The sequence below is a fragment of the Vibrio kasasachensis genome, from assembly GCF_050337565.1.
In the GTDB taxonomy this organism is placed as follows: domain Bacteria; phylum Pseudomonadota; class Gammaproteobacteria; order Enterobacterales; family Vibrionaceae; genus Vibrio; species Vibrio kasasachensis.
The window spans coordinates 52,164-73,550 of the sequence record NZ_JAKJTB010000024.1 but is presented as its reverse complement, the minus strand read 5'-3'; the positions used below and the strand labels follow the sequence as shown (position 1 = coordinate 73,550).

Annotated in this window: 17 protein-coding genes and 1 pseudogene; 11 read left to right on the top strand and 7 right to left on the bottom strand. The window is 44.6% G+C overall.

Annotated features, from left to right (window positions below):
* The 3 genes and pseudogenes from L4C38_RS18585 to ydiJ all read right to left on the bottom strand — a co-directional run.
* Positions 1-274: pseudogene (locus L4C38_RS18585) on the bottom strand (helix-turn-helix domain-containing protein); the annotation flags it as partial.
* Positions 275-351: 77 nt separating this feature from the next.
* Positions 352-813, bottom strand: a complete 462-nt coding sequence (locus L4C38_RS18580; protein WP_428799045.1) for a methyltransferase family protein — start codon at positions 811-813, stop codon at positions 352-354.
* Positions 814-3,840: a D-2-hydroxyglutarate dehydrogenase YdiJ gene (gene ydiJ / locus L4C38_RS18575; RefSeq protein ID WP_428799044.1), complete on the bottom strand. Its 3,027-nt coding sequence runs from the start codon at positions 3,838-3,840 to the stop codon at positions 814-816.
* Positions 3,841-4,109: 269 nt separating this feature from the next.
* Here ydiJ and L4C38_RS18570 point away from each other — a divergent pair, with 269 nt between their 5' ends.
* The 5 genes from L4C38_RS18570 to L4C38_RS18550 all read left to right on the top strand — a co-directional run bounded on the left by L4C38_RS18570 (position 4,110) and on the right by L4C38_RS18550 (position 8,128).
* Complete coding sequence (locus L4C38_RS18570; protein ID WP_428799043.1) at positions 4,110-4,793, top strand: DUF3334 family protein; 684 nt, start codon at positions 4,110-4,112, stop codon at positions 4,791-4,793.
* Positions 4,794-4,915: 122 nt separating this feature from the next.
* Positions 4,916-5,608, top strand: coding sequence for a DUF2786 domain-containing protein (locus tag L4C38_RS18565; protein ID WP_428799042.1), 693 nt, complete (start codon positions 4,916-4,918; stop codon positions 5,606-5,608).
* Positions 5,609-5,820: 212 nt separating this feature from the next.
* A complete protein-coding gene (locus L4C38_RS18560; protein WP_428799041.1) occupies positions 5,821-6,489 on the top strand; it encodes a YiaD family glycine zipper/OmpA-like lipoprotein in 669 nt (222 codons plus the stop codon).
* Positions 6,490-6,714: 225 nt separating this feature from the next.
* Entirely contained in the window at positions 6,715-7,767 is a 1,053-nt protein-coding gene (locus tag L4C38_RS18555; protein ID WP_428799040.1) for a tetratricopeptide repeat protein, read from the top strand.
* 175 nt (positions 7,768-7,942) lie between these two features.
* Positions 7,943-8,128, top strand: coding sequence for a hypothetical protein (locus tag L4C38_RS18550; protein ID WP_428799039.1), 186 nt, complete (start codon positions 7,943-7,945; stop codon positions 8,126-8,128).
* Positions 8,129-8,174: 46 nt separating this feature from the next.
* Here the strand turns inward: L4C38_RS18550 and maiA are convergent, their stop codons facing one another.
* The 4 genes from maiA to hppD are packed head-to-tail and all read right to left on the bottom strand — an operon-like array spanning position 8,175 to position 12,047.
* Positions 8,175-8,834 (bottom strand): maleylacetoacetate isomerase, encoded by a 660-nt coding sequence (gene maiA / locus L4C38_RS18545; protein WP_428799038.1) that lies wholly within the window; start codon positions 8,832-8,834, stop codon positions 8,175-8,177.
* Positions 8,831-9,841: a fumarylacetoacetate hydrolase family protein gene (locus tag L4C38_RS18540; protein ID WP_428799037.1), complete on the bottom strand. Its 1,011-nt coding sequence runs from the start codon at positions 9,839-9,841 to the stop codon at positions 8,831-8,833. Before L4C38_RS18540 ends, maiA begins: the two co-directional genes overlap by 4 nt.
* A gap of 6 nt (positions 9,842-9,847) precedes the next feature.
* Positions 9,848-10,981 (bottom strand): homogentisate 1,2-dioxygenase, encoded by a 1,134-nt coding sequence (locus L4C38_RS18535; protein ID WP_428799036.1) that lies wholly within the window; start codon positions 10,979-10,981, stop codon positions 9,848-9,850.
* Positions 10,974-12,047, bottom strand: coding sequence for a 4-hydroxyphenylpyruvate dioxygenase (gene hppD, locus L4C38_RS18530; RefSeq protein WP_428799035.1), 1,074 nt, complete (start codon positions 12,045-12,047; stop codon positions 10,974-10,976). Before hppD ends, L4C38_RS18535 begins: the two co-directional genes overlap by 8 nt.
* A 391-nt stretch (positions 12,048-12,438) precedes the next feature.
* On the opposite strand from hppD, the gene L4C38_RS18525 reads away from it, so the two are divergent.
* From L4C38_RS18525 to copI, 6 genes are all read left to right on the top strand, one after another.
* Positions 12,439-13,545, top strand: coding sequence for a M20/M25/M40 family metallo-hydrolase (locus L4C38_RS18525; protein ID WP_428799034.1), 1,107 nt, complete (start codon positions 12,439-12,441; stop codon positions 13,543-13,545).
* 138 nt (positions 13,546-13,683) lie between these two features.
* A complete protein-coding gene (locus tag L4C38_RS18520) occupies positions 13,684-14,091 on the top strand; it encodes a hypothetical protein (RefSeq protein WP_428799033.1) in 408 nt (135 codons plus the stop codon).
* 99 nt (positions 14,092-14,190) lie between these two features.
* Positions 14,191-15,594 (top strand): TolC family protein, encoded by a 1,404-nt coding sequence (locus L4C38_RS18515; RefSeq protein WP_428799032.1) that lies wholly within the window; start codon positions 14,191-14,193, stop codon positions 15,592-15,594.
* Between the two features lie 9 nt (positions 15,595-15,603).
* The gene (locus tag L4C38_RS18510; RefSeq protein WP_428799031.1) at positions 15,604-17,316 is read left to right on the top strand and encodes an efflux RND transporter periplasmic adaptor subunit; all 1,713 of its coding nucleotides are present in this window, start codon (positions 15,604-15,606) and stop codon (positions 17,314-17,316) included.
* Positions 17,313-20,441 carry an efflux RND transporter permease subunit gene (locus L4C38_RS18505; protein ID WP_428799030.1) on the top strand — a complete coding sequence of 1,043 codons (3,129 nt, stop codon included), beginning with the start codon at positions 17,313-17,315 and terminating at the stop codon, positions 20,439-20,441. Before L4C38_RS18510 ends, L4C38_RS18505 begins: the two co-directional genes overlap by 4 nt.
* Positions 20,442-20,463: 22 nt before the next feature.
* Entirely contained in the window at positions 20,464-21,024 is a 561-nt protein-coding gene (gene copI / locus L4C38_RS18500; protein WP_428799029.1) for a copper-resistant cuproprotein CopI, read from the top strand.
* Positions 21,025-21,387: the final 363 nt, after the last annotated feature.

Sequence of the window (21,387 nt, the reverse complement as noted above, 5' to 3'; positions counted from 1 at the left end):
GTATCCCAGGGGATGAGAGGTTTAATACTGCGCTAGTGTGCGTGAGAGACCATTCATTCGTCCACATTAAATTAAATGCTTTTCGTTTTGTTTGAGCAGTAGCAGCATGCTTAGTTGGTAAAAATGAATCAGTACCATGGATGGCAAAGACTTGAGCCCAATACCGTATCTGTCTTGAAGAAATTGAATATTGTTTTGCTAAGTAGAGAGATGACGTGCCATCTAAGTATTGCTTAGCAATGATACATTTTAGCTCTCGGCTATATTTGGACATAAAAAGACCCCCAATAATTGGTGTCCAACTATTGGGGGTCAGTTCAATAATCTGCGGCTTTTTACTATCGAATGTTTTTATAACCAGCGTCTGACTCGATTTTTATAATCAAGATACTGCACACCAAACAAGCCTTCTAAAGCTCGCTCTTCTGGCTGTATTTGAAAACGATTCATATACAGTACAAAACCAATTGGTAACAGTAAACATACGATGTTTTGCTGCCAGTACCCAATGCCAAGTAGCAAGATTAGTAACGCCAAATACATTGGGTTACGGCTATGAGCAAAAATACCACTCTCCACCACTGAAGTTGCGTTATCCACTTTAACTGGGTTAACCGTAGTTTTGGCTTTGCGAAATTCATTAACACCCGCCAGACCAACGCCCCCAGAGACAAGTATAGATGCCGCTAACACTAACCAAGGAAAAGGAAGCACAGCGGCAAAACTAACTAAGGATTGATCAAACTTCACCATCACCACAATAAAAACAATAAATAGCGCAACGGGTGGGATTTTTCGCTCCAATATCTCCATTTACATAATCTCTAATAAAGCTTGTAGTGGGTGCTTGGTTTTCACTTTTTCAAAGCGTTTAACTTGGCTACGACATGAATAACCTGTTACCAAGCAACGATCAGTTGGCAACTCTTCGAAACGCGGTTTCCAACTCAGTTCATAAATGTCCTTCGACATTTGCAACTTATCGGCTTCATGTCCAAACGTACCCGCCATACCACAACAACCGACAGGGACTGTATTTAGCTTAGCGCCAAAATGAGTAAAGATCGCACCCCACTCATTTTCAGCGTTTGGTAGCATGGTTTTCTCGGTGCAGTGCGCCAGTAAATACCAAGCCTCACCTTTGGCTTCGAGCAAATCAAACTCATTCAGCCTCGGTAGTAGCCATTCATGCACTGTCAGCACATCAAACTCACCACGTTTATCGCCAAGAATTTCGTTGTACTCGTCGCGATAACACAATACTAATGCCGGATCGACGCCCACCATTGGTATCGATAAGTTAGCCACCTGCTCTAAAAACATCGCCGTGGTTTTAGCGCTTTTGGCGAACTGAGCCAAGAAACCTTTAATATGCTGCGCTTTGCCGTTGGGCTTAAATGGCAACAGTACAGGCGTTTTACCCAGTTTAAACGCCAACTTGACAAGATCGTCGACCACTTCAGCATCGTAGTAGCTGGTAAAAGGATCTTGAACGATCAATACATGATTGGCTTTATCTTCACTCGACATCGCCGCTAGAGTCTGCATATCAAATGGCTTAAGCTGTTTGACGCGTTTAGCCAATGTCGGCACTGAAAGAAGCGGAGTATCCACATAGCCAACTGTCGCAACGGTTAGATCTTGCACCCACTTTTGCTTAAGCACACCGTTCACCAAGGTCGGCGCTTTTGCCATAAGTGGTAACATGGTTTCAATATTGGCAACTAAATAATCTTTTGCTGGGCGTTGATAACGACCGTAATAGATATTCATAAAGCGCGCTCTAAAACTTGGCACATCCACTTTGATCGGACACTGGCTTGCACAAGCTTTACACGCTAAACAACCATTCATCGCTTCATAGACTTCATGAGAAAAATCGTATTCATGACGTTTGTTGAAGCTATTTCGCACTCTATCCAACAAGCTTTTTACCGATGCCGTTTTCAAAGACTGCTGCTCAAGATCGAGAATGTCGATCCCCTGCTCTGTCAATTGGCGCAACCATTCACGAACAAGTCCAGCTCGTCCTTTTGGCGAATGGCGGCGATCGGCACTCACTTTCATCGATGGGCACATAGGCGACGCGGTATCGTAATTAAAGCATAAACCGTTACCATTGCACTCCATTGCTTGCTTGAAGCTATCACGAACCTCAATATCGATCTGACGATCATAGAATCCACGCTTAGTACTGGTGACTTTGACTAACTCATCAGCACTGTCCAATGGCGTACAGATTTTACCTGGGTTCATCTTATTGTGCGGGTCAAAGGCTGATTTTACTCGGCGAAGCTCATTGAATAATTCCTCACCAAAAAATTCAGGTCCATATTCAGAACGGAAACCTTTACCATGCTCACCCCACATTAAACCGCCGTACTTAGCCACCAGCTTAACCACTTCATCCGAAACTTCATGCATCAAAAGTTCTTGGTGTGGATCACACAAATCCAGTGCAGGACGCACATGAAGTACACCAGCATCAACATGACCAAACATACCGTATTGAAGTTGTTTGCGGTCTAGCAATTCACGAAATTCAGCAATAAAGTCAGCAAGGTTCTCCGGCGGTACACAGGTATCTTCCGCAAAAGCGACAGGTTTGGCGCGACCTTTCGCTGCACCTAAAAGACCCACTGCTTTTTTGCGCATATTGTAGATCTTACCGATGCTGTCGAGTTCGCTACAGACTTGGTAACCAATAATCCCCGCTTCTTCGCTGGCAAGCATTTGATCGAGTCGTTCAGTCAAAGCCAAAACTTGTTGCTCTACTTCGGCACAATCTTGCCCAGCAAACTCCACCATGTTGATGCCTTGCATATCTTTGCCCGGTACATCAGCCAACAAGTCACTTACGGTATGCCAAACAATATCTTCTTTAGCAAGATTGAGTACTTTTGAATCAACGGTTTCAACCGACAGTGCTTTTGCTTCCACCATAAAAATAGCGTTGCGCAAAGCAGAGTCAAAGCTATTGTATTTTACGTTAACTAGCGTACGCGCTTTAGGGATTTTAGTCAGATTGAGTTTAGCTTCGGTAATAAACGCTAATGACCCTTCAGCACCACACAAAACGCGAGTTAAGTTAAAGCTATCATCTTGTTCATCAATGGCATTCTTTAGATCATAACCGGTCAAAAATCGATTTAATGGCGGGAACTTATCGATGATTTGCGCACGTTTATCACGACATACACGCTCAGTAGTACGTAACGCGTTGGCTGCGTAACTATCTTCATCAGGCGTGCCATTAGATAAATCTGACTCTAGCACTGAACCATCCGCAAACACGGCTTGCAGCGACAACACATGATCGGATGTTTTGCCGTACTTCAAGGAACCTTGACCAGATGCATCGGTATTGATCATGCCACCGAGCGTTGCTCGGTTACTGGTAGAGAGATCCGGCGAGAAGAAATAGCCGTAAGGTCGTACCGCATCATTGAGCTGATCTTTGATCACGCCACTTTGTACACGTACCCAACCCTCGTGCTCATTGATTTCAAGCACTTGGTTCATATGACGAGATAAATCAACAACCACACCCTGTGTCAGTGATTGGCCGTTAGTACCAGTACCACCACCGCGAGGTGAGAACTTGACTCGCTCATAAATAGGTTTCACACTGATTCTGCCGATTAAAGCAACATCTTGGGTCGTGCGAGGATGAATCACCGCTTGCGGTAACTGTTGATAAACGCTGTTATCTGTTGCAACAGCGAGTCGGCTTGAATATTGAGTTTCGATATCGCCGCCAAACCCGGAGCTTTCTAGTTCATCTAAAAAACTGAGTACTACATGGTCGATATCTTGATGAGAATGAAGTCTTGGTAACATTGCTTCCTGCCCCTACAGCACTGATCCAATCAGCATTGGGTTGTTATTCTTTTGAATTTCGTCACTTTACAACATTTAAAAGCGTGATTAAAACACAATTACAGTGCCAAAATAGAAATTATCGCGAATACTTATCTTGAAGTTTTATCGCTTTACTAACAAAGTCCTATTAAACCGACCTCATTAGCCATTTTTTGTAAAAGCTGCTCAAGAAAACAGGCATGTTAATCAAGGTTGGGTAAATCAATCAGCAGCGTTGAACCGAGCAAATGAAAAAGAACAAAATCGTAACAACAGAAGATATCCTTTTGAAACTTTGTCAGTCGGTATCTGGCGTACTTAGCTCAGCAACTGACTCTAACGTCTCGTATTCTGCAATGGTGCAGAAAATCAATAAAACCAGTCTTAAACCCGATTTTGGCTGCTTCGTATTATTCGACGGTGGTTTTTCAGGTTTAGTGGTCATCAACTTTACCGCCAAAGCGGCATTAGAGCTGTATACAAAGTACATGCGCCACATGGGCTTCCCAGCGGAAGAACTCGCAATTGCCCACACCTCTGATGAAGTTGGTGATGTCCTTGGTGAATTGATGAACCAACTAGTCGGTGACTTTACCAATAAGATCCGTAAAGAACTGCAAACCCACATCACTCAAAACCAACCAAAAATGCTGTCTTTAAACAAACAAGTCATTCTTTCGGTTGATACCAACCTAGATCGCCCACAAGCGCGTCGTGTTACTTTCTCTACTGAAGGGCACAATATTTTCTATCTTGAGCTTGCTATGGATAAGACTGAATTCATCCAGCTTGAAGAATTTGAAATGGACGAAGATGAAAATCCAGATGACATTCTGGAAAAAGCGCAGCAAAAAATGCGTGAAAAAGACAAGGCTGTCGAGGCAAAAGGCAATACAGACGCTGATGATTTACTCAGTGAGCTCGGTCTTTAACCCAACCAAAGGCTCCAAGATAACGGAGCCTTTCACCATTATTTATTCGACTAACGTTGCGAGGCACACCAAGAACACGTTAAAATAGCCGACTGTATTATTTTCGAGTTTTGTCGCTATCAATGCATAAACAAAAAGCCCTTAAAAAGATTGCTAAGTGTCTCGAACTTGGTAACTCCGCCAACGTCAATGAAGCTGCTAATGCGATCAAAATGGCGCATAGCCTCATGCTCAAATATGGCTTGGATAAGGATGACATTGAGTTTATCAAGATGGGCAAAACCCAATCAACTCATCTCCTACCATCCAACATTGGCTCTACCTTGTTGCGCGTTATTCGCGGCATCAACACACGCTTTGGTGTGGAAGCGGTATTGCTTAATCATAAAGGCTTAAAACGAGTAGAGTTTATTGGCGAGGCCGATCGCGCAATCTTTGCCGCTTTTGCCTTTGATATTGTCTACCGAGAGCTAAACGAACATACAGGCAAGTTTCGCAACAGCTTCGCTGGCACAGGTACCTCATCTTTAGAAGTCACTCGTCGAGTAAACTCATTTATTTCTGGTTGGGTCGAAGGCGCACTGGAAAAATTACCGATCATTGCTCCTGATGACGAATCGTCGAATAAAATCGAAGATTACATCGATAAAGAGTTCAAAAATATCGATCGGGAAACTTTCAAACAACAGCTTAGAGACGCAATGAAAAACTTAACCGATGATTACGAAGTGGGTCTAAAAAAAGGTCGCACATTATCTGTCAACCGCCCTATTGATGGTGCACAAGCGCCAAAATTACTGCGTAAAACAAGCTAAATTAACCAAATTATTCGTAGCCGCAGATTAAATACATACTGCGGCTTCGTGTGTTCGCCCGTTCTTTTGATGGATAAATGAACATTTCATTCAGCGCTTGTTAATCTTGTGTCAAATATAGTGACGTTAGTTTGACATAAAGAACGTCATCAGGTTAATTGACGTCCATCAATTTTCTGTATGTATCCCACTTTCACATGGAGAACTTTTCCGTGAAAAAACTAACTATTGCTCTTGCACTAACGATCGCTCTAACAGGCTGCCAAGCAACACAACGTCAAAACGCTACTACTGGCGAATCTGAAACTAACTCAGCGACGACAGGCGCACTGATTGGCGCTATCGCCGGTGTTGCTGTCGGTCTCGCAACGGGTGACAACGCAAAAGAACGTCGTAATCACGCGCTAATTGGTGCCGCTGGCGGTGCTGCAATTGGTGGTGGTGCAGGATACTACTTTGACCAACAAGAAGCGGCTTTGCGTAAGCAATTGCTTGATTCAGGTGTACAAGTTGAACGTGTTGGCGAGAACCAGCTTCTTCTTCGTCTAGAAAATGGTATCGGCTTTAATTCAAGCTCGTACCAATTAGACTCCTCAATTCACCGCACTCTACGCGGGATTGCCACTATCTTAGTTGAATACCCAGATACAAGCTTAGTGATTGAAGGTCACACTGACAGCACTGGCAATGACACGATGAACCAAACTCTTTCTGAACGTCGTGCTGAGTCAGTTCGTAGCTATCTCGTTCAGCAAGGTGTAGCTCCTGGTCGAGCAATTTCTCGTGGTTATGGTGAGCGTTTCCCACTTTGTTCGAACGACACAACCAGTGGACGTGCTTGCAATCGCCGAGTTGAAATTCAGATCTTACCTCTGAAATAATCATTTATACCCAAGTTACTTCAAGATGCTTAGTTCAGCGAGAGTTGTTAGGTTTGCAGGCAAGTAAGAAAGTCCCCTGAGCATAGGTGAACTATGTGATTGGGGCGCACGAACACAGCCAACATCGTTGCGACTTCAAGTATGAAGGGGATATATCGCCCACACTATGATACTGTGCTTTTTATGTGTGGGCGCTATTCAAGCTAGACAGGAAGTTAAAGCCATATGATGAAGTACCTCCCCGCTCTATTGCTTTGCTTTTCTTCATTGGCATTAGCTAACACTTCTACTGACTCGTTTACTGAACAGTTAGCTCAAGCACAACTCGAAAATCCGCGTGCTCAATATCAAATATCAAAAGCTTACCTAAAAGGCGAAGTTGTCGAGAAGTCAGCTCCCGAGGCCCTCTATTGGTTGGAACAAGCGGCTGTAAATCGATATAAACCGGCTCAATATGATCTGGTTGAGCAATATATTCATGGCGGTCTAACCAAACCGAATCTTGATAAAGCCTTTTACTGGCTAACCAAGCTCGCGATCTCTGGCGACGATAAAGCCCAGTATGAGCTTGGACAATTATATGAAAAACACCAAAAATCACTTAATGCGCAATCTCAGGCAAAACTTTGGTACCAAGTCGCTGCAGAATCCAACCCAGCGGCAGAAGAAGCTTATGCGATATTATTAGAAACTCAGTTCAACGAGCAACGAGCAAAGCAACTGGCGCAAATTAAAAAGCTCGATGATCAACAAAGCGAGAATAAACCCAAAACTCCCAACTCTTATTGGTCTTATTTCCCAGCTTTCCCCCAGATGGCTCTCGCAACTCTATTTATGTTTTCCGTAGCAGCCAGCTCAGCGTGGCTATGGCGTAGAAAAAAACAGCATTCGCAATTAAAAACACAGCGAGACGCTGTTGCGATTGCAGATCATACGACATCAGAAAGCCAACAACTCAAAATTCAAATCGCGAAACAAGATAAGGCATTGAGAAAACAAAAACAGCAGTTGGATGTTCTCTATCAACAATTGAAGAAACATCAAGCCACATTAACTCAAGTTAACAACGTCAAAACGTCACCAAATAACCCTTTCTCAACAGCGTGTGCCATGTTTGGTTTTGAAGAAAACCGTGTCCCCGATACGAGTAAAATTAAACAGCGCTATAAGCAGCTGTGCAAAATCTATCATCCTGACTTACAGGGCAGCGATGAAGAAATGAAACGGCTCAATCAAGCACTAAAGATCATCCTAGATCGCACAACCAACAATCGTTAACTAAATGTTACATTTAATTGGTTGGGGTTAATAAAATCCATACAGCTCAGGCTGAGTAAGTGCTAGGCAATCGATCTCCCTCTCGAATTTCGTAACAAATAATTAACTCATAATAACTATCTGTGTCATAATGTAATCCGATAATAACCCGTTGTGATAACGGTAGGAGCGCTCTATGTACACAATTGAAGGTATTTGCGACTGGTGTAAAAAACCCAGCCTGCTGACCAAACATGACTATATTGATGGTTTGTTTCACCACTCTTGCAAAGAGTGTTATGACTTTGCAGCACTGGATGTGCGCCAATTCAACATTGCTGAAATTCAGCAAAGAGAACGCCAATCGCAATTAATGCGCTAACTAATCAACTCTACCCAATATCAAGGTCCTATCCACGTAGAACAACCTAATCGCTAGGTGGCGTTTTTATAGGCGAATCAGGTTGGTGCTCAGGTGCAGCGAGCATGAAAGCACTGATTTCGTTGAGTGCATAATATAGCCGCTCAATAGTCGGGTACTGGCTAATATCAACATCAAATCGTAACGCGTTATACACTTGAGGAACCAAGCAAACATCCACTAAAGAGACGTTAGCGCCAACACTGTAAACCCCCGAGGTATGGCGTAATTTATCGTCCAGTGCACTGAATCCGACCGTAATCCAGTGTCTCAACCAATCCAATTCATCTTGTTTATCAAAATCTGCATGGTTAATTAAATATTGTTGCACCCTGAGATTATTGAGCGGGTGAATATCAACAGCGATGTCTTGCGCGAGTACTTTAATTTTATAGCGAACCTCACCACGCAATGGAATAAGTAAAGGTTCAGGGTACTGCTCGTCTAGGTAGTCAAGAATTGCAAGTGATTGACTCAATACGATCCCACCATCCACCAGTACTGGTACCAATTCATTGGCATTGATACGATGGAACTCCTCACTATGCTGATGCCCGCCATCTTTGACTAGATTAACGGCAAAGTACTCATAAGGAATTTGCTTTAGATTCAGCGCGATTCTCACTCGATACGCAGCAGATGAACGCCAATAACCATATAATCTCATCGTTTTTCTACCACCTTTTGTTCTATGGCACCAAACAGGCTATCGCCTTTTTCATCCAACATTTCGATTTTGATGTGATCGCCAAAATGCATAAATGCTGTGCTTGGGCTGCCATCTCGTATGGTTTCAATCATGCGGATCTCCGCAATACACGAATAGCCCACACCACCTTCACTGATTGCGGTGCCGAAATCTGTGCCTTGTTTATTTGAGACCGTTCCAGATCCAATTATAGTGCCTGCTGATAAAGGGCGTGTTTTTGCGGCATGTTTTATTAACTGGCTAAAATCAAACGTCATATCCTGCCCCGCATCAGGGTAGCCAAATGCTTGCCCGTTAAAATAACTGCGCAATGGCAAATGGACTTTATTGTCACGCCATGCATCACCCAATTCATCCACAGTTATCGCCACTGGTGAAAACACTGATGATGGCTTCGATTGATAAAAACCAAAGCCTTTCGCCAGCTCCGTTGGAATCAAGCTACGCAATGAAACGTCATTAACTAGCATCAAGAGCCGAATAGCTTTAGCGGCTTCATCTTGACTACAACCCATTGCAACATCGTCTGTTACTACCGCGATTTCTGCTTCAAAATCAATCCCCCACTCTTGGCTAGTAAAAGCAATATCATCACAGGCACCAATGAACGAATCTGAACCTCCTTGATAGAGAAGAGGTTCGCGCCAAAAGCTTTCCGGTATTTCTGCCCCACGAGCTTTGCGCACCAATTCGACATGATTAACATAAGCACTTCCATCAGCCCAATGGAAGGCGCGAGGAAACGGTGATTCACAATACTCTGGGTCAAACACGAATCCTTCGATTATTCCGCTATTTAGATCACGATAAATATCTTCCAATAACGGCGCACAGCGTTGCCAATCATCCAATACCTGCTGCAAAGTATTGGCGATATTGGGCACAGAGACACAACGAGTCATTGTTCGATTTACCACCACGAATTGACCATCTCTTGTTTGGTTTTTTAATGTTGCAAATTTCATGAACCCTCACTTTTCTTCTCGCCAACTGTAAACATAATCGGCAGATTCCACCTGTTTCGCTTGCGGTGAAAAATTCAAGGCATGGCGTGTATCAATCATCACTGCCACTTCATCGGTGCGTTTTTTCTGATGAGCCAACCCAGCTGCAAAGGCTTTGGGATGCGGTCCGTGGCTGAACCCCGCTGGATGAAAAGTCACCATGCCCGCTTCAATGTTGTCACGACTGAAAAAGTCACCTTCGTGATAAAAAAGCACTTCGTCATAATCATCATTATTGTGATAAAACGGCACTTTGAGTGCACCCGGATCACTCTCAAGCGGTCTTGGAACAAACGTACACACCACAAAGCCATCACCAACAAATGTGGTATGTGCTGAAGGTGGTAAGTGATAACGGTGCGACATCAACGGTCGTATATCACGCCAATTAAGCCTAACGACCGAAAGATCGCCATGCCAACCAATCGCATCGAGTGGATTAAATGGATAAGTAATGGTGCTAACGTCACCATGACGTTTTACTTTTACTTGCGTTGTCGTTTCACTGTATTGAGCTTTGAACGCTTTGTTAATTGAAGGCACATCTAGCACCGCTGGATCAAATACCGCATGCTGGCCAACGATTCCCTTTTCCGGCAGAGAGTAAGCACCATCGCTATTCTCAATCATTAAGATAAACATCGGTTGGAGAGGCTCTAAGCGCCAATTAGTTGAACGAGGAATCAACACATAATCCCCTTCAACCACACTTAAATGCCCGTAATCACAGTAGAGTTCAGCACTACCTCTATGTATAAAAAGCAAATCATCGCCATCGGCATTTCGCGCTAGAAATTGCATCGGGTGTCGTAATTGCCAAACTCGAATTTTACATTGCTGGTTTGAAAGCAATAGTGGTACATCCCAAGGTGATTGCTGTATGGCATCGTTAACCTGATTAAAGTTAAACGCTCTGGGTCTCAACTCGCCCTGCCACTCGCTCCACCCCGTTGGGGGGTGTTGGTGATGAAAATGAGCCGCAGGACCAAAAAAACCAGCTCGACCAGCTTCCCGCTCAAAGATCCCTTCTGATGGAAAGTCAGCATGAGCTTGTTTTGAACAAATCCCCTCACGGTGAGGATAAGTGATCCCTTTACGCATCCCTGAGTACTCCTCGTTTTATCTGATCTTCTTCGATCGATTCAAATAGTGCTTTAAAATTGCCTTCTCCAAAGCCTTCATTGCCTTTGCGTTGAATGATTTCAAAGAAAACTGGACCTATCACCGTCTGAGTGAATATTTGCAATAAAATGCCATCTTTCGTCGGTGCACCATCAATCAAAATCCGCAGTTTTTTCAATTCATCCAAATCTTCTAGGTGCCCTTCAACACGTTGGTTAACCTTTTCATAATAAGTATCCGGCGTTGGCATAAACTCCATGCCACGCTCGCGCAGTGTTCTAACCGTTTGGTATATATCATTGGTACTTAACGCAATGTGCTGTATCCCTTCACCGTTATACTCGCGGATAAACTCTTCGATTTGCGATTTATCATCTGACGACTCATTAATAGGAATACGGATTTTTCCACAAGGTGCCGTCATTGCGCGGCTAACCAAACCGGTTAATTTTCCCTCAATATCAAAGTAGCGTATTTCACGAAAATTGCCGATGCGCTCATAAAATCCAGACCATATATCCATATGCCCTTGTTTTACGTTGTGAGTTAAATGATCGAGTTCGAGCAAGCCGACCGATTGCTGCTGACAAAGAGATTTCGCCTCTGGATAAAAGCAGAAATCAACGTCATAAATACTCTGTTCACCATAGCGGTCGACGAAGTAAATCAAGCTTTCACCAATACCGTAAATAGCGGGAATGGAAAGCTCCATTGGTCCTATTTCGGTCACGTATTTTTTTGCCCCATTTGCAAGGGCATGCTCCATTGCAACCGAACTATTTTCAACGCGAAAAGCCATACCACAAACCGATGGACCATGTAAGCGAGCGAATGCCTGGGCTTGGCTGTGAGGCTGCGCGTTAACCACAAAGCTGATGTCACCTTGCTGATATAACCATGCTAGTTTAGAGCGGTGTTTTGCGACCTCAGCAAAACCCAATGATTGGAAAAGCGTTTTAAGGGCTTCAATGCCGTTTTCATCCGCTGCGGTATACTCAACAAACTCAAATCCATCAGTCCCTAACGGGTTTAAAAATTGATTCATAACCTTACCTGCCGTTAATGTCACAAATATCAAAAGCACATCTGCTAATATAAAAATGAGCAATAACAAGCAATAAGGGTAATTTTTAGCGATAATAATCTTACGTTCAAAACACATTCCCTGCGTAAATATCGCCAAATTTGAATCCGATGAATTTAGTAATCAGTTGAATAACAAACAGAAAAACACCACACCAAATGTAACAAATATTTTACATTTACTTTCTAAACTCTGTTTATCTTAATTGCTCTTTCAACCCATGAAAGAGAACACATATTGACCAACTCCCGTGCCACCAGCCAATTTAGGTAAGAAAATTGATTTACCTCAGGGTTTGGCAAGTGAACTTAGAGGTATGTTATCCGCCTCTGTTCCCTAGTGAGATATAACAATGACACCAATTAACCGCGACCGTTTGGTAGAGCATTTCTGCCAACTGATTAAAATCGACAGTGAATCAGGCTTTGAAAAAGAAATCGCTGAAACACTAGCTGAACAGCTTGGCGAGCTGGGTTTTTCTGTGCACAAACTGCCCGTGCCTGAACAGTACACCAACGGTTTTAATATTTATGCGCGCCTTGATGGTCAAATCCAAGACAGCATCGTTCTAAGCTGCCACATGGATACGGTTACTCCGGGCAAAAGCATTGAGCCAATCATCGAAGATGGCATTATTCGCTCTAAAGGCAACACCATTCTAGGTGGAGATGACAAATCAGGTATCGCGGTGATCATGGAAGTAGTACGCTGTATTCAAGCTGAAAACCTTGAGCATAAAACCATTGAATTGGCGTTTACCGTACATGAAGAAGGCGGCTTACGTGGCTCTGAGCACTTCGATATGAAGATGATCCAATCAAATAAAGCGATCGTGTTAGATACTGGCGGTCCAATCGGTACGATCGTTAACGCGGCACCTGGCCAGCAAAAGATTGTTGCAATCATCAAAGGTCGCCCTGCACATGCAGGTTTAGCACCGGAAGAAGGCATTAGCGCCATCAGCGTTGCGGCTGATGCCATCACGCAAATGAAACTGCTACGTATTGATGACGAAACCACCGCCAACATCGGTATCGTCGAAGGTGGTAATGCTACTAACATCGTTATGCCTGAACTTAAGATCATCGCAGAAGCACGCTCACTAAACGATGAGAAGCTAACTAAGCAAGTTAATCATATGATTGAAACTTTCCAAGCCGCAGCAGATAAACATGGTGCGGAAGTGGAAATCAACTCAACTCGCGCTTACAACGCCTTCGTTCTGGCTGATGATCATCCTCACATTGAACAAGTTAAAGCGTCATTCAACGCAATCAATGCGGAGCCAAAGACCAAGGCCACAGGCGGCGGTAGTGATGCTAACAATTTCAACAAACTTGGCTTAACCACGGTGAACATCTCAACCGGTATGGCTAAAGTACACACCACTGAAGAGTACATCGCGATTGATGACATGGTGAAAGCTACAGAATTTATCAAGCATTACTTAACCCATTAATTTGTTAGCTCAGCGCCTCTATTGAGGCGCAATTGAATCTAAAAGCCCACCATAATTTGATTTTGTTGGGCTTTTTCCTTGACCTTACCCTAGGGTAAAGGCTTATCTTTACGTGATTGTTTTTGAATTGGTATCAATATGCACGCACAATCTATGCGTACAATTTGGTTAGTGTTGCTTACGTCTCTGGCGCTGATTGCGTCTAATTTGGTGTCGGCTAAAACATTAATGCCAATCCAAATGCTACAAGCAAATCAAAATGCATCGGAACACTGTGCCACTCTAAGCGACATGATTTCATCTGCATCAATGCAAGCGCACCATCAAATGATGAACGCGCAGCCAAGCTCTGCCGATTTAGACTGTGCGGGCGATGACAGCATTCAGCATGACTGTTGCGATACCACCTGTATTAGCGTCATCGCGACACTACTAAATCACCCAAGTCCTCTCGCGCAAATGAGCGGTCCAGTCTCCTACCCTATTACTGCAACCAGAGACGTAGTTAAAGTTTCTAGCTCTCTCTACCGCCCACCGAGTGCCTAACCTTCTATTCATTTGTTAACCATTAGCCGCCTTTTACTCGGCTAACAAACTATGACGTCTGATTGCGTTTAAGCGCATCAGCTATGAATGGATTGTATTGTGAATACTCAGCACAACTTAATCACACTTGGCCTAATTTTGGCTATGGGTCTAACCGCCCCTGCTCTGGCGCAAAACCAAAGCGACACTTATACACGTTCGGCAATAAGCTCTAATACGAGCGTGCAAACTAATAGCAACGCGTCTCGGCAAACACTACACCAACTCATTGCCATCGCGCTTGAGCAAGATGCTAGCCGTGCTCAGCTTATGGCGCAGTCACAAGCGACATTAAGCAGCGGGCAAGCAAAAGCCACCTTAATGGACCCAACCATCAAGTTCGGTTTTGGCGGCATACCCGTTGACAGCTTCCGTTTAGATCAAGACCCAATGAGCAATGTCTCTTTAGGCGTGATGCAGAAATTTGATCGTGGTGACACTATCGAACTGCAATCAAACCAAGCTCTGCAGCAATCTCAAGCGGTTGCAAAACAAGCGAGCGCACGCGAGCGAGAAGTTATCGCGACTGTCACCACCCTATGGCTTGAACTAGGCTACAACCAGAACGCTTTTGTCATATTGCAGCAACAGCAAAAATGGTTAGCTCAGTTAGTTGAAAGCCTTGATACCAATTACGCCCTTGGTCTCAGTGAATCGCAAGATGTGATTGGCGCACAATTGAAAGTAAGCCAGTTAGAACAAAAGCTGGTTGCTAATCAGCAAATGCAGCAAAAACTGCGCGCACAACTTTCAGAATGGCTTGGCCGTGATTGGTTACAACAATCCCCACAACTAGAGGCAACTAACCAACTGAATTGGTCCTCTTTGGAAGAGAAAATCAGCGGTATAACAGAGCCACAAGCGCGCTACAACCTACTAATGCAGCACCCGATCATTCAATCGATTGATGCCTTAGTACAAAGTGCCAACTCTCAAGTCGCCATTGCTGAAGAAGCCTATGCACCACAATTTGGTGTAGAAGTGATGTATGCCCACCGTGAAGCCAATAACATGCGCGGAGAGCCTGCGCCTGATATGGTCAGCGCCTATCTCACATTAGACATCCCTTTGTTTACTGGCAACAAGCAAGACAAAGCATTAGAAGCCGCTCAGTACCAAGTCGGTGCAACAAAATCTCAACGTGACGCTTGGCTTTCTCGCATGGAATCTCAATTGTCGGTGTTGCTTTCTGATCGCGAGCACACCCAGCAAAGGATTCAACGCTACCGCGACACGCTACTCAAACAAGCAAAAGCCCAACTGCGCGCAGTAGAGCGTGGTTATCAAAACAACAGCGCCAGCTTTAGTGACATTGTCACAAGCTCAACCAACTTACTTGCTATTGAACTGGAGTTGGAACGCCTAACGACAGATCTAAACCTCACCACCAACCAGATTGCCAGTCTAATTGGTGGTGATCTAAGCAGCACACCAAACTCAAACACATCAGCAGCGCGCCGCTAGGAGTAACATATGAAAACATTCAAAGTCGCATCGATTGCCCTGCTGGTAGGTGGTGCTTTAGGTTTCGCAGCTAATCAATGGCTAGCGCCAAACTCTCACGTCATGGCACAAAGTAACGCCGCTCAAGACAATTCATCGCTAAATGAGCCGCTCTATTGGGTTGCACCGATGGACCCAAATTATCAGCGTGATAAACCGGGCAAATCACCAATGGGGATGGATTTGATCCCCGTCTATGCCGAAGAATCAAATGGCGCTTCGCCAATAGAAGGTACAGTGACCATTTCTTCTGCGGTAGAAAACAACCTTGGTGTAAAAACCGCGCTGGTAGAAAAACAACCGCTACAACCTGTGATTGATGCCGTCGGCTATATCGCTTTTGATGAAAGTACTTTGTGGCAGACCAACGTGCGTGCCAGCGGTTGGGTTGAGCAACTGAATGTCAATTCGGTAGGTGAAAAAGTTGCTCGCGGAGATGTACTGTTTACCTTCTATTCTCCTGATTTAGTCAAAGCTCAGCAAGAGCTATTGAACGCGAAACGAACCGGGCGCAAAGCGCTAATTAATGGCGCTAAAGACCGACTAGCTTCACTTGGGGTTGATAGTGCTCAAATTGAACAAATCTACCGCTCAGGAAAAGCAAAGCAACAAGTAGATATAAAAGCTATTGCGAGCGGTATTATCGAAAGCCTAAATATTCGTGAAGGCGGCTACCTCTCGCCAGCACAAACCGTGATTAGTGCTGGCCCTCTTGAGCATGTGTGGGTAGATGTCGAGCTATTTGAAAGGCAATCCCATTGGGTAAGCGCTGGCAGCCAAGCAGAGATGATACTTGAAGCACTTCCAGGTGAAACTTGGCAAGGCAAGGTTGATTATGTTTATCCCATTCTTGACCCAGCCACACGTACATTACGAGTGCGACTTAAATTCGATAACCCAAATGGTGAGTTAAAACCCAATATGTTCGCCAAAATAGCACTCAAACCAGTCAGCGATGAAAAAGTGCTAACTATTCCTCGATCAGCAGTGATCCGCTCGGGAGGGATGGCTCGTGTGGTGCTCGCACTGGGTGATGGCCAATTTCGTTCAGCCCGTATCGAAGTGGGTCGTGAAGCTGGCGAACGCATTGAAGTATTACAGGGACTAGCACCTGACGAGCGCATCGTCACCTCTGCACAATTTATGCTTGACTCAGAATCAAGCCAAAGCGCCGATCTATCAAGAATCAATGGTGTTGAAGATACAAACGAACGCGCATGGGCGATTGGTCAAATCAACGACATTATGGCGGATCAGCGTATGTTAACCATCAACCACCAGCCAGTTGCACAGTGGGATTGGCCAGGCATGATGATGAATTTTAGCGTGGCAGACAAGGTTGATATAGAAGCATTAAAACAAGGCGATTCGATTGAATTTGAGATGGTAAAAACCGACCAAAGTGGTTACGAGATAACCGACATCAAACCGGCTGTTGCCGTTAAACAAGAAATGTGGGTCGAAGGCACCATCACTATGTTGATGACGGATTTTAATATGGTCACTTTCTCTCACCAAGCTATCCCACAATGGCAATGGCAAGCTGGCGAGCAAAATTTCACCGTGAGTGACAACTTTGATCTTTCACCATTTGGTGAAGGGCAAAAAGTACGGTTTCTAATCGTCAACGACTCTGGAGAATGGTTACTTAAACAGATTGAAACACAAGGAAGCGAGCAATGATTAACACAATTATTCGCTGGTCAATCAACAACCGTTTCTTAGTGTTGGTTGCTTCCATCTTATTGACATTGGCAGGGCTATACAGCGTAAAAAACACCCCTGTGGATGCCATTCCTGATCTGTCGGATGTGCAGGTGATCATCAAAACCAGCTACCCAGGGCAAGCGCCGCAAGTCGTGGAAGATCAAGTCACCTACCCGCTTACCACAGCGATGCTCGCGGTACCCGGAGCAGAGACAGTGCGTGGCTATTCGTTTTTTGGTGACTCTTACGTTTATATCATTTTCAATGATGATACCGACATGTACTGGGCACGTTCGCGCGTGTTAGAGTATTTGAGCCAAGTTACACCTAACCTACCTACACAGGCAAAACCTACCTTAGGACCAGACGCCACAGGAGTGGGCTGGGTTTACAGTTATGTATTGCAAGACAAAACTGGCAAGCACGATCTAGCCGAACTGCGCAGCTTACAAGACTGGTTTTTAAAATACGAACTGCAAACCGTCGCCGGTGTATCGGAAGTGGCGACCGTTGGCGGCATGGTAAAACAATACCAAGTACAAATAGACCCAGCCAGACTGCGCGCCTATGACTTAACACTGCAACAAATCAATAGCGCAATTAATGATGGCAACCAAGAAACCGGCGCTTCAGTAATTGAAGTTGCCGAGGCTGAGCACATGGTGCGTACCTCGGGTTACTTAAGCAGTATTGATGACTTGCGCGCGCTCCCGCTGAAAGTCACCGCCAACGGCACACCGCTGTTATTAGGCGATGTCGCTGATATTAACCTCGGACCACAAATGCGCCGTGGTATCTCAGAGTTTAATGGTGAAGGCGAAGCGGTTGGTGGCGTCATTGTGATGCGTTTTGGTGAAAATGCTAGCCAAGTAATTGAGAACGTCAAAACCAAGCTTGCCGAACTGCAACAAGGGCTACCGCAAGGTGTTGAAATTGTCGCCACCTATGACCGATCCACCTTGATTAACGCAGCCGTTGATAACCTTTGGCAAAAATTGGCTGAAGAGTTCTTGGTTGTCGCGGTGGTGTGTGCACTGTTCTTGTTCCACATTCGCTCTTCACTGGTTATCGCGATCAGTTTACCTATAGGCATTCTATCGGCATTTATCGTGATGCATTGGCAAGGTATCAACGCCAACATTATGTCATTAGGTGGTATTGCAATAGCGATTGGAGCCATGGTCGATGGCGCCATTGTGATGATTGAAAACGTACACAAACATATAGAACGAACACCACTTACCGATGAGAACCGCTGGCAAGTGATAGGCAAAGCGGCGGAAGAAGTGGGAGCACCTCTGTTCTTCTCTTTGTTGATCATTACGTTAAGTTTTGTGCCTGTGTTTGCCTTAGAAGGACAAGAAGGCAAGATGTTCTCGCCTCTCGCGTTTACTAAGTCTTACGCCATGGCCGCCTCTGCTGGTTTAGCTATAACACTGGTACCCGTTCTAATGGGTTACTTTATCCGTGGCAACGTTTTACCAGAGCACAAAAACCCAATCAACCGCGGTTTGGTCGCGATCTATCGCCCATTGCTCAACCTAAGTCTTGGTTACCCTAAAACCATCATTTCTCTCGCACTGGTATTGCTCGCGTCTTCTTACTACCCAACCAAACAATTGGGCAGTGAGTTTATTCCGCCACTGGATGAAGGCGATTTGATGTACATGCCAACAACGTACCCAGGCATCTCTATTGGTAAAGCACGTGAACTTCTACAGCAAACCAATAAGTTAATTAAAACCGTACCCGAGGTTAAAACCGTTTGGGGCAAAATCGGACGTGCAGAAACCGCCACCGACCCTGCACCATTAACCATGATTGAAACCACCATTCAACTTAAGCCTCGCGATCAGTGGCGAGAAGGTGTCACTACTCAATCACTACGCAAAGAATTAGATCAATTGATTCAGTTCCCCGGTTTAACCAACGCATGGGTAATGCCAATTAAAACCCGCATCGACATGTTAGCCACCGGGATTAAGACTCCTATCGGGATCAAGATTTCAGGCCCAGATTTGAAGCAAATCGAACAGATTGGCGCACAGATTGAACCGATTCTTAACCCAATTGCGGGCACTACCTCTGTGTATGCAGAGCGTGTTGCGGGTGGTCGTTACGTCATGATTGATATAAAACGCCGCCAAGCTGCGCGTTATGGCTTAAACATCAAAGATATTCAGCAGGTTGTTGCCACCGCCGTTGGCGGTATGAAGGTGGGGGAAACCGTCGAAGGCTTAGAGCGTTACCCGATTAATGTTCGCTACCCACAAGATTACCGTGATTCGGTAGTGAAGTTACAAAACCTGCCGCTAGTCACACCCAATGGTGCACGTATTGCGTTAGCCGACGTGGCAGAGATTCGCTACGAAGATGGACCACCAATGATCAAGACCGAAAATGCACGCCCGAACGGCTGGGTGTTTGTTGATATAGAAGGCCGCGACCTTGGCTCGTACGTAGTGGAAGCACAACAAGCGGTTGCTGAGCAACTTCAACTGCCTGCGGGTTACTCGCTCACTTGGTCAGGACAATATGAGTATATGGAACGCGCCAAACAGCGTTTAAGTATGGTGATCCCCATTACCCTAGCCATTATCGTTCTACTGCTTTACTTGAGCTTCCGCCGAGTGGGTGAAGTGATGATCATCATGTCTACCCTGCCATTGGCGATGGTGGGCGGCTTATGGTTAATGCATTGGCTTGGTTACAACTTCTCAATTGCGGTTGGCGTTGGCTTTATCGCCCTTGCAGGTGTCGCAGTCGAAATTGGGGTAATCATGTTGGTTTACCTCAACCAAGCGTGGGATGAACGCAAGCAATCAACCAAACAAAACCAGCAATTGCTCTCACAGCAAGATCTCAATGATGCAATTAGCCAAGGTGCTGGGCTGCGTGTGCGCCCAGTAATGATGACAGTAAGTACGGTGATTATTGGCTTGATTCCAATTATGTACGGACATGGCACAGGCTCAGAAGTGATGCAGCGCATTGCTGCGCCAATGATTGGTGGTATGGCATCTGCCCTACTGCTTACTCTACTGGTATTACCCGCCATGTTTAAATTATGGAAACTGCGTGAACTTACGCGCCTCAAATAATGAACTCCCAATAAAGGAAATATTGATGAAAACAACACTACTAATTGCACTGAGCTTAACCACCAGTATGGCGTTTGCGGCTAACGAAGGGATGGATCATAAACAGATGGACCATCAGAACATGGATCACGACATGAAACATGGCGAAATGAAACACGCTGAAATGGGCAAAGGAAAAATGGATCACAGCATGATGAGCATGCCGGGAATGTCAGCGGTTGGCATGCCAGCTAAAGGCGCAAAAGCGGATAAAGTTGTCCACGTAATTCTGAGTGACAACAAACCAATTCAGTTTAAAAAAAACGTGACGATTGAGCCAAACGATGTGGTGCAGTTCGTCATCATGAATACGGGCACTCAAGCCCACGAGTTTGCTATTGGCTCAGAAAAAGAGCTAGCGACACACCGTAAAATGATGAGCCAAATGGTAGGCATGGAACATGACACGAATAACTCGATCATTGTTGAAGCCAAAAAGGCGCGCCAGTTAACTTGGCATTTCCATGGCGAAAACCAAGTTGCTATTGATTGCAATATCAAAGGGCACAGCCAACATAGCAAGCCTCTTAATTTGAGTCTGTAGTGACTGAATTATAAATGATTTAATATAAGAGTAACCTGCCTATAATTTATAGTGAAGATAGGCAGGTTACTTAGAGAAATATCATCACCGTAAATATGCATGGTCAGTACCCTCGTACGAAAGTGTTACAAATCAAAGAACATTGATATTGACTGCATAAAATATATCTCTTCCGTTTAATTTTACTCATACAAGATAATAAACGAGACATCAAATAATTCTACTGCCTCTTACCGTATACCACCAATTTATTGATAAAACCCACACTTAGATCTCACAACAGACTTAAACGTAATAATAACCACGAATACGTGATCAAAAAAACATTGACAGAATAATTTTTGTTAGTTCCGAAATATTGAG

What these genes read in the sequence shown, in the direction of transcription:
- ydiJ (WP_428799044.1), bottom strand. Translation starts at nt 3,840, where the DNA reads ATGTTACCAAGACTTCATTCTCATCAAGATATCGACCATGTAGTACTC.
- hppD (WP_428799035.1), bottom strand. Translation starts at nt 12,047, where the DNA reads ATGAATCAATTTTTAAACCCGTTAGGGACTGATGGATTTGAGTTTGTT.
- L4C38_RS18540 (WP_428799037.1), bottom strand. Translation starts at nt 9,841, where the DNA reads ATGAAATTTGCAACATTAAAAAACCAAACAAGAGATGGTCAATTCGTG.
- maiA (WP_428799038.1), bottom strand. Translation starts at nt 8,834, where the DNA reads ATGAGATTATATGGTTATTGGCGTTCATCTGCTGCGTATCGAGTGAGA.
- L4C38_RS18555 (WP_428799040.1), top strand. Translation starts at nt 6,715, where the DNA reads ATGATGAAGTACCTCCCCGCTCTATTGCTTTGCTTTTCTTCATTGGCA.
- L4C38_RS18510 (WP_428799031.1), top strand. Translation starts at nt 15,604, where the DNA reads ATGAAAACATTCAAAGTCGCATCGATTGCCCTGCTGGTAGGTGGTGCT.
- L4C38_RS18570 (WP_428799043.1), top strand. Translation starts at nt 4,110, where the DNA reads ATGAAAAAGAACAAAATCGTAACAACAGAAGATATCCTTTTGAAACTT.
- L4C38_RS18565 (WP_428799042.1), top strand. Translation starts at nt 4,916, where the DNA reads ATGCATAAACAAAAAGCCCTTAAAAAGATTGCTAAGTGTCTCGAACTT.
- L4C38_RS18505 (WP_428799030.1), top strand. Translation starts at nt 17,313, where the DNA reads ATGATTAACACAATTATTCGCTGGTCAATCAACAACCGTTTCTTAGTG.
- L4C38_RS18535 (WP_428799036.1), bottom strand. Translation starts at nt 10,981, where the DNA reads ATGCGTAAAGGGATCACTTATCCTCACCGTGAGGGGATTTGTTCAAAA.
- L4C38_RS18525 (WP_428799034.1), top strand. Translation starts at nt 12,439, where the DNA reads ATGACACCAATTAACCGCGACCGTTTGGTAGAGCATTTCTGCCAACTG.
- L4C38_RS18550 (WP_428799039.1), top strand. Translation starts at nt 7,943, where the DNA reads ATGTACACAATTGAAGGTATTTGCGACTGGTGTAAAAAACCCAGCCTG.
- L4C38_RS18580 (WP_428799045.1), bottom strand. Translation starts at nt 813, where the DNA reads ATGGAGATATTGGAGCGAAAAATCCCACCCGTTGCGCTATTTATTGTT.
- L4C38_RS18520 (WP_428799033.1), top strand. Translation starts at nt 13,684, where the DNA reads ATGCACGCACAATCTATGCGTACAATTTGGTTAGTGTTGCTTACGTCT.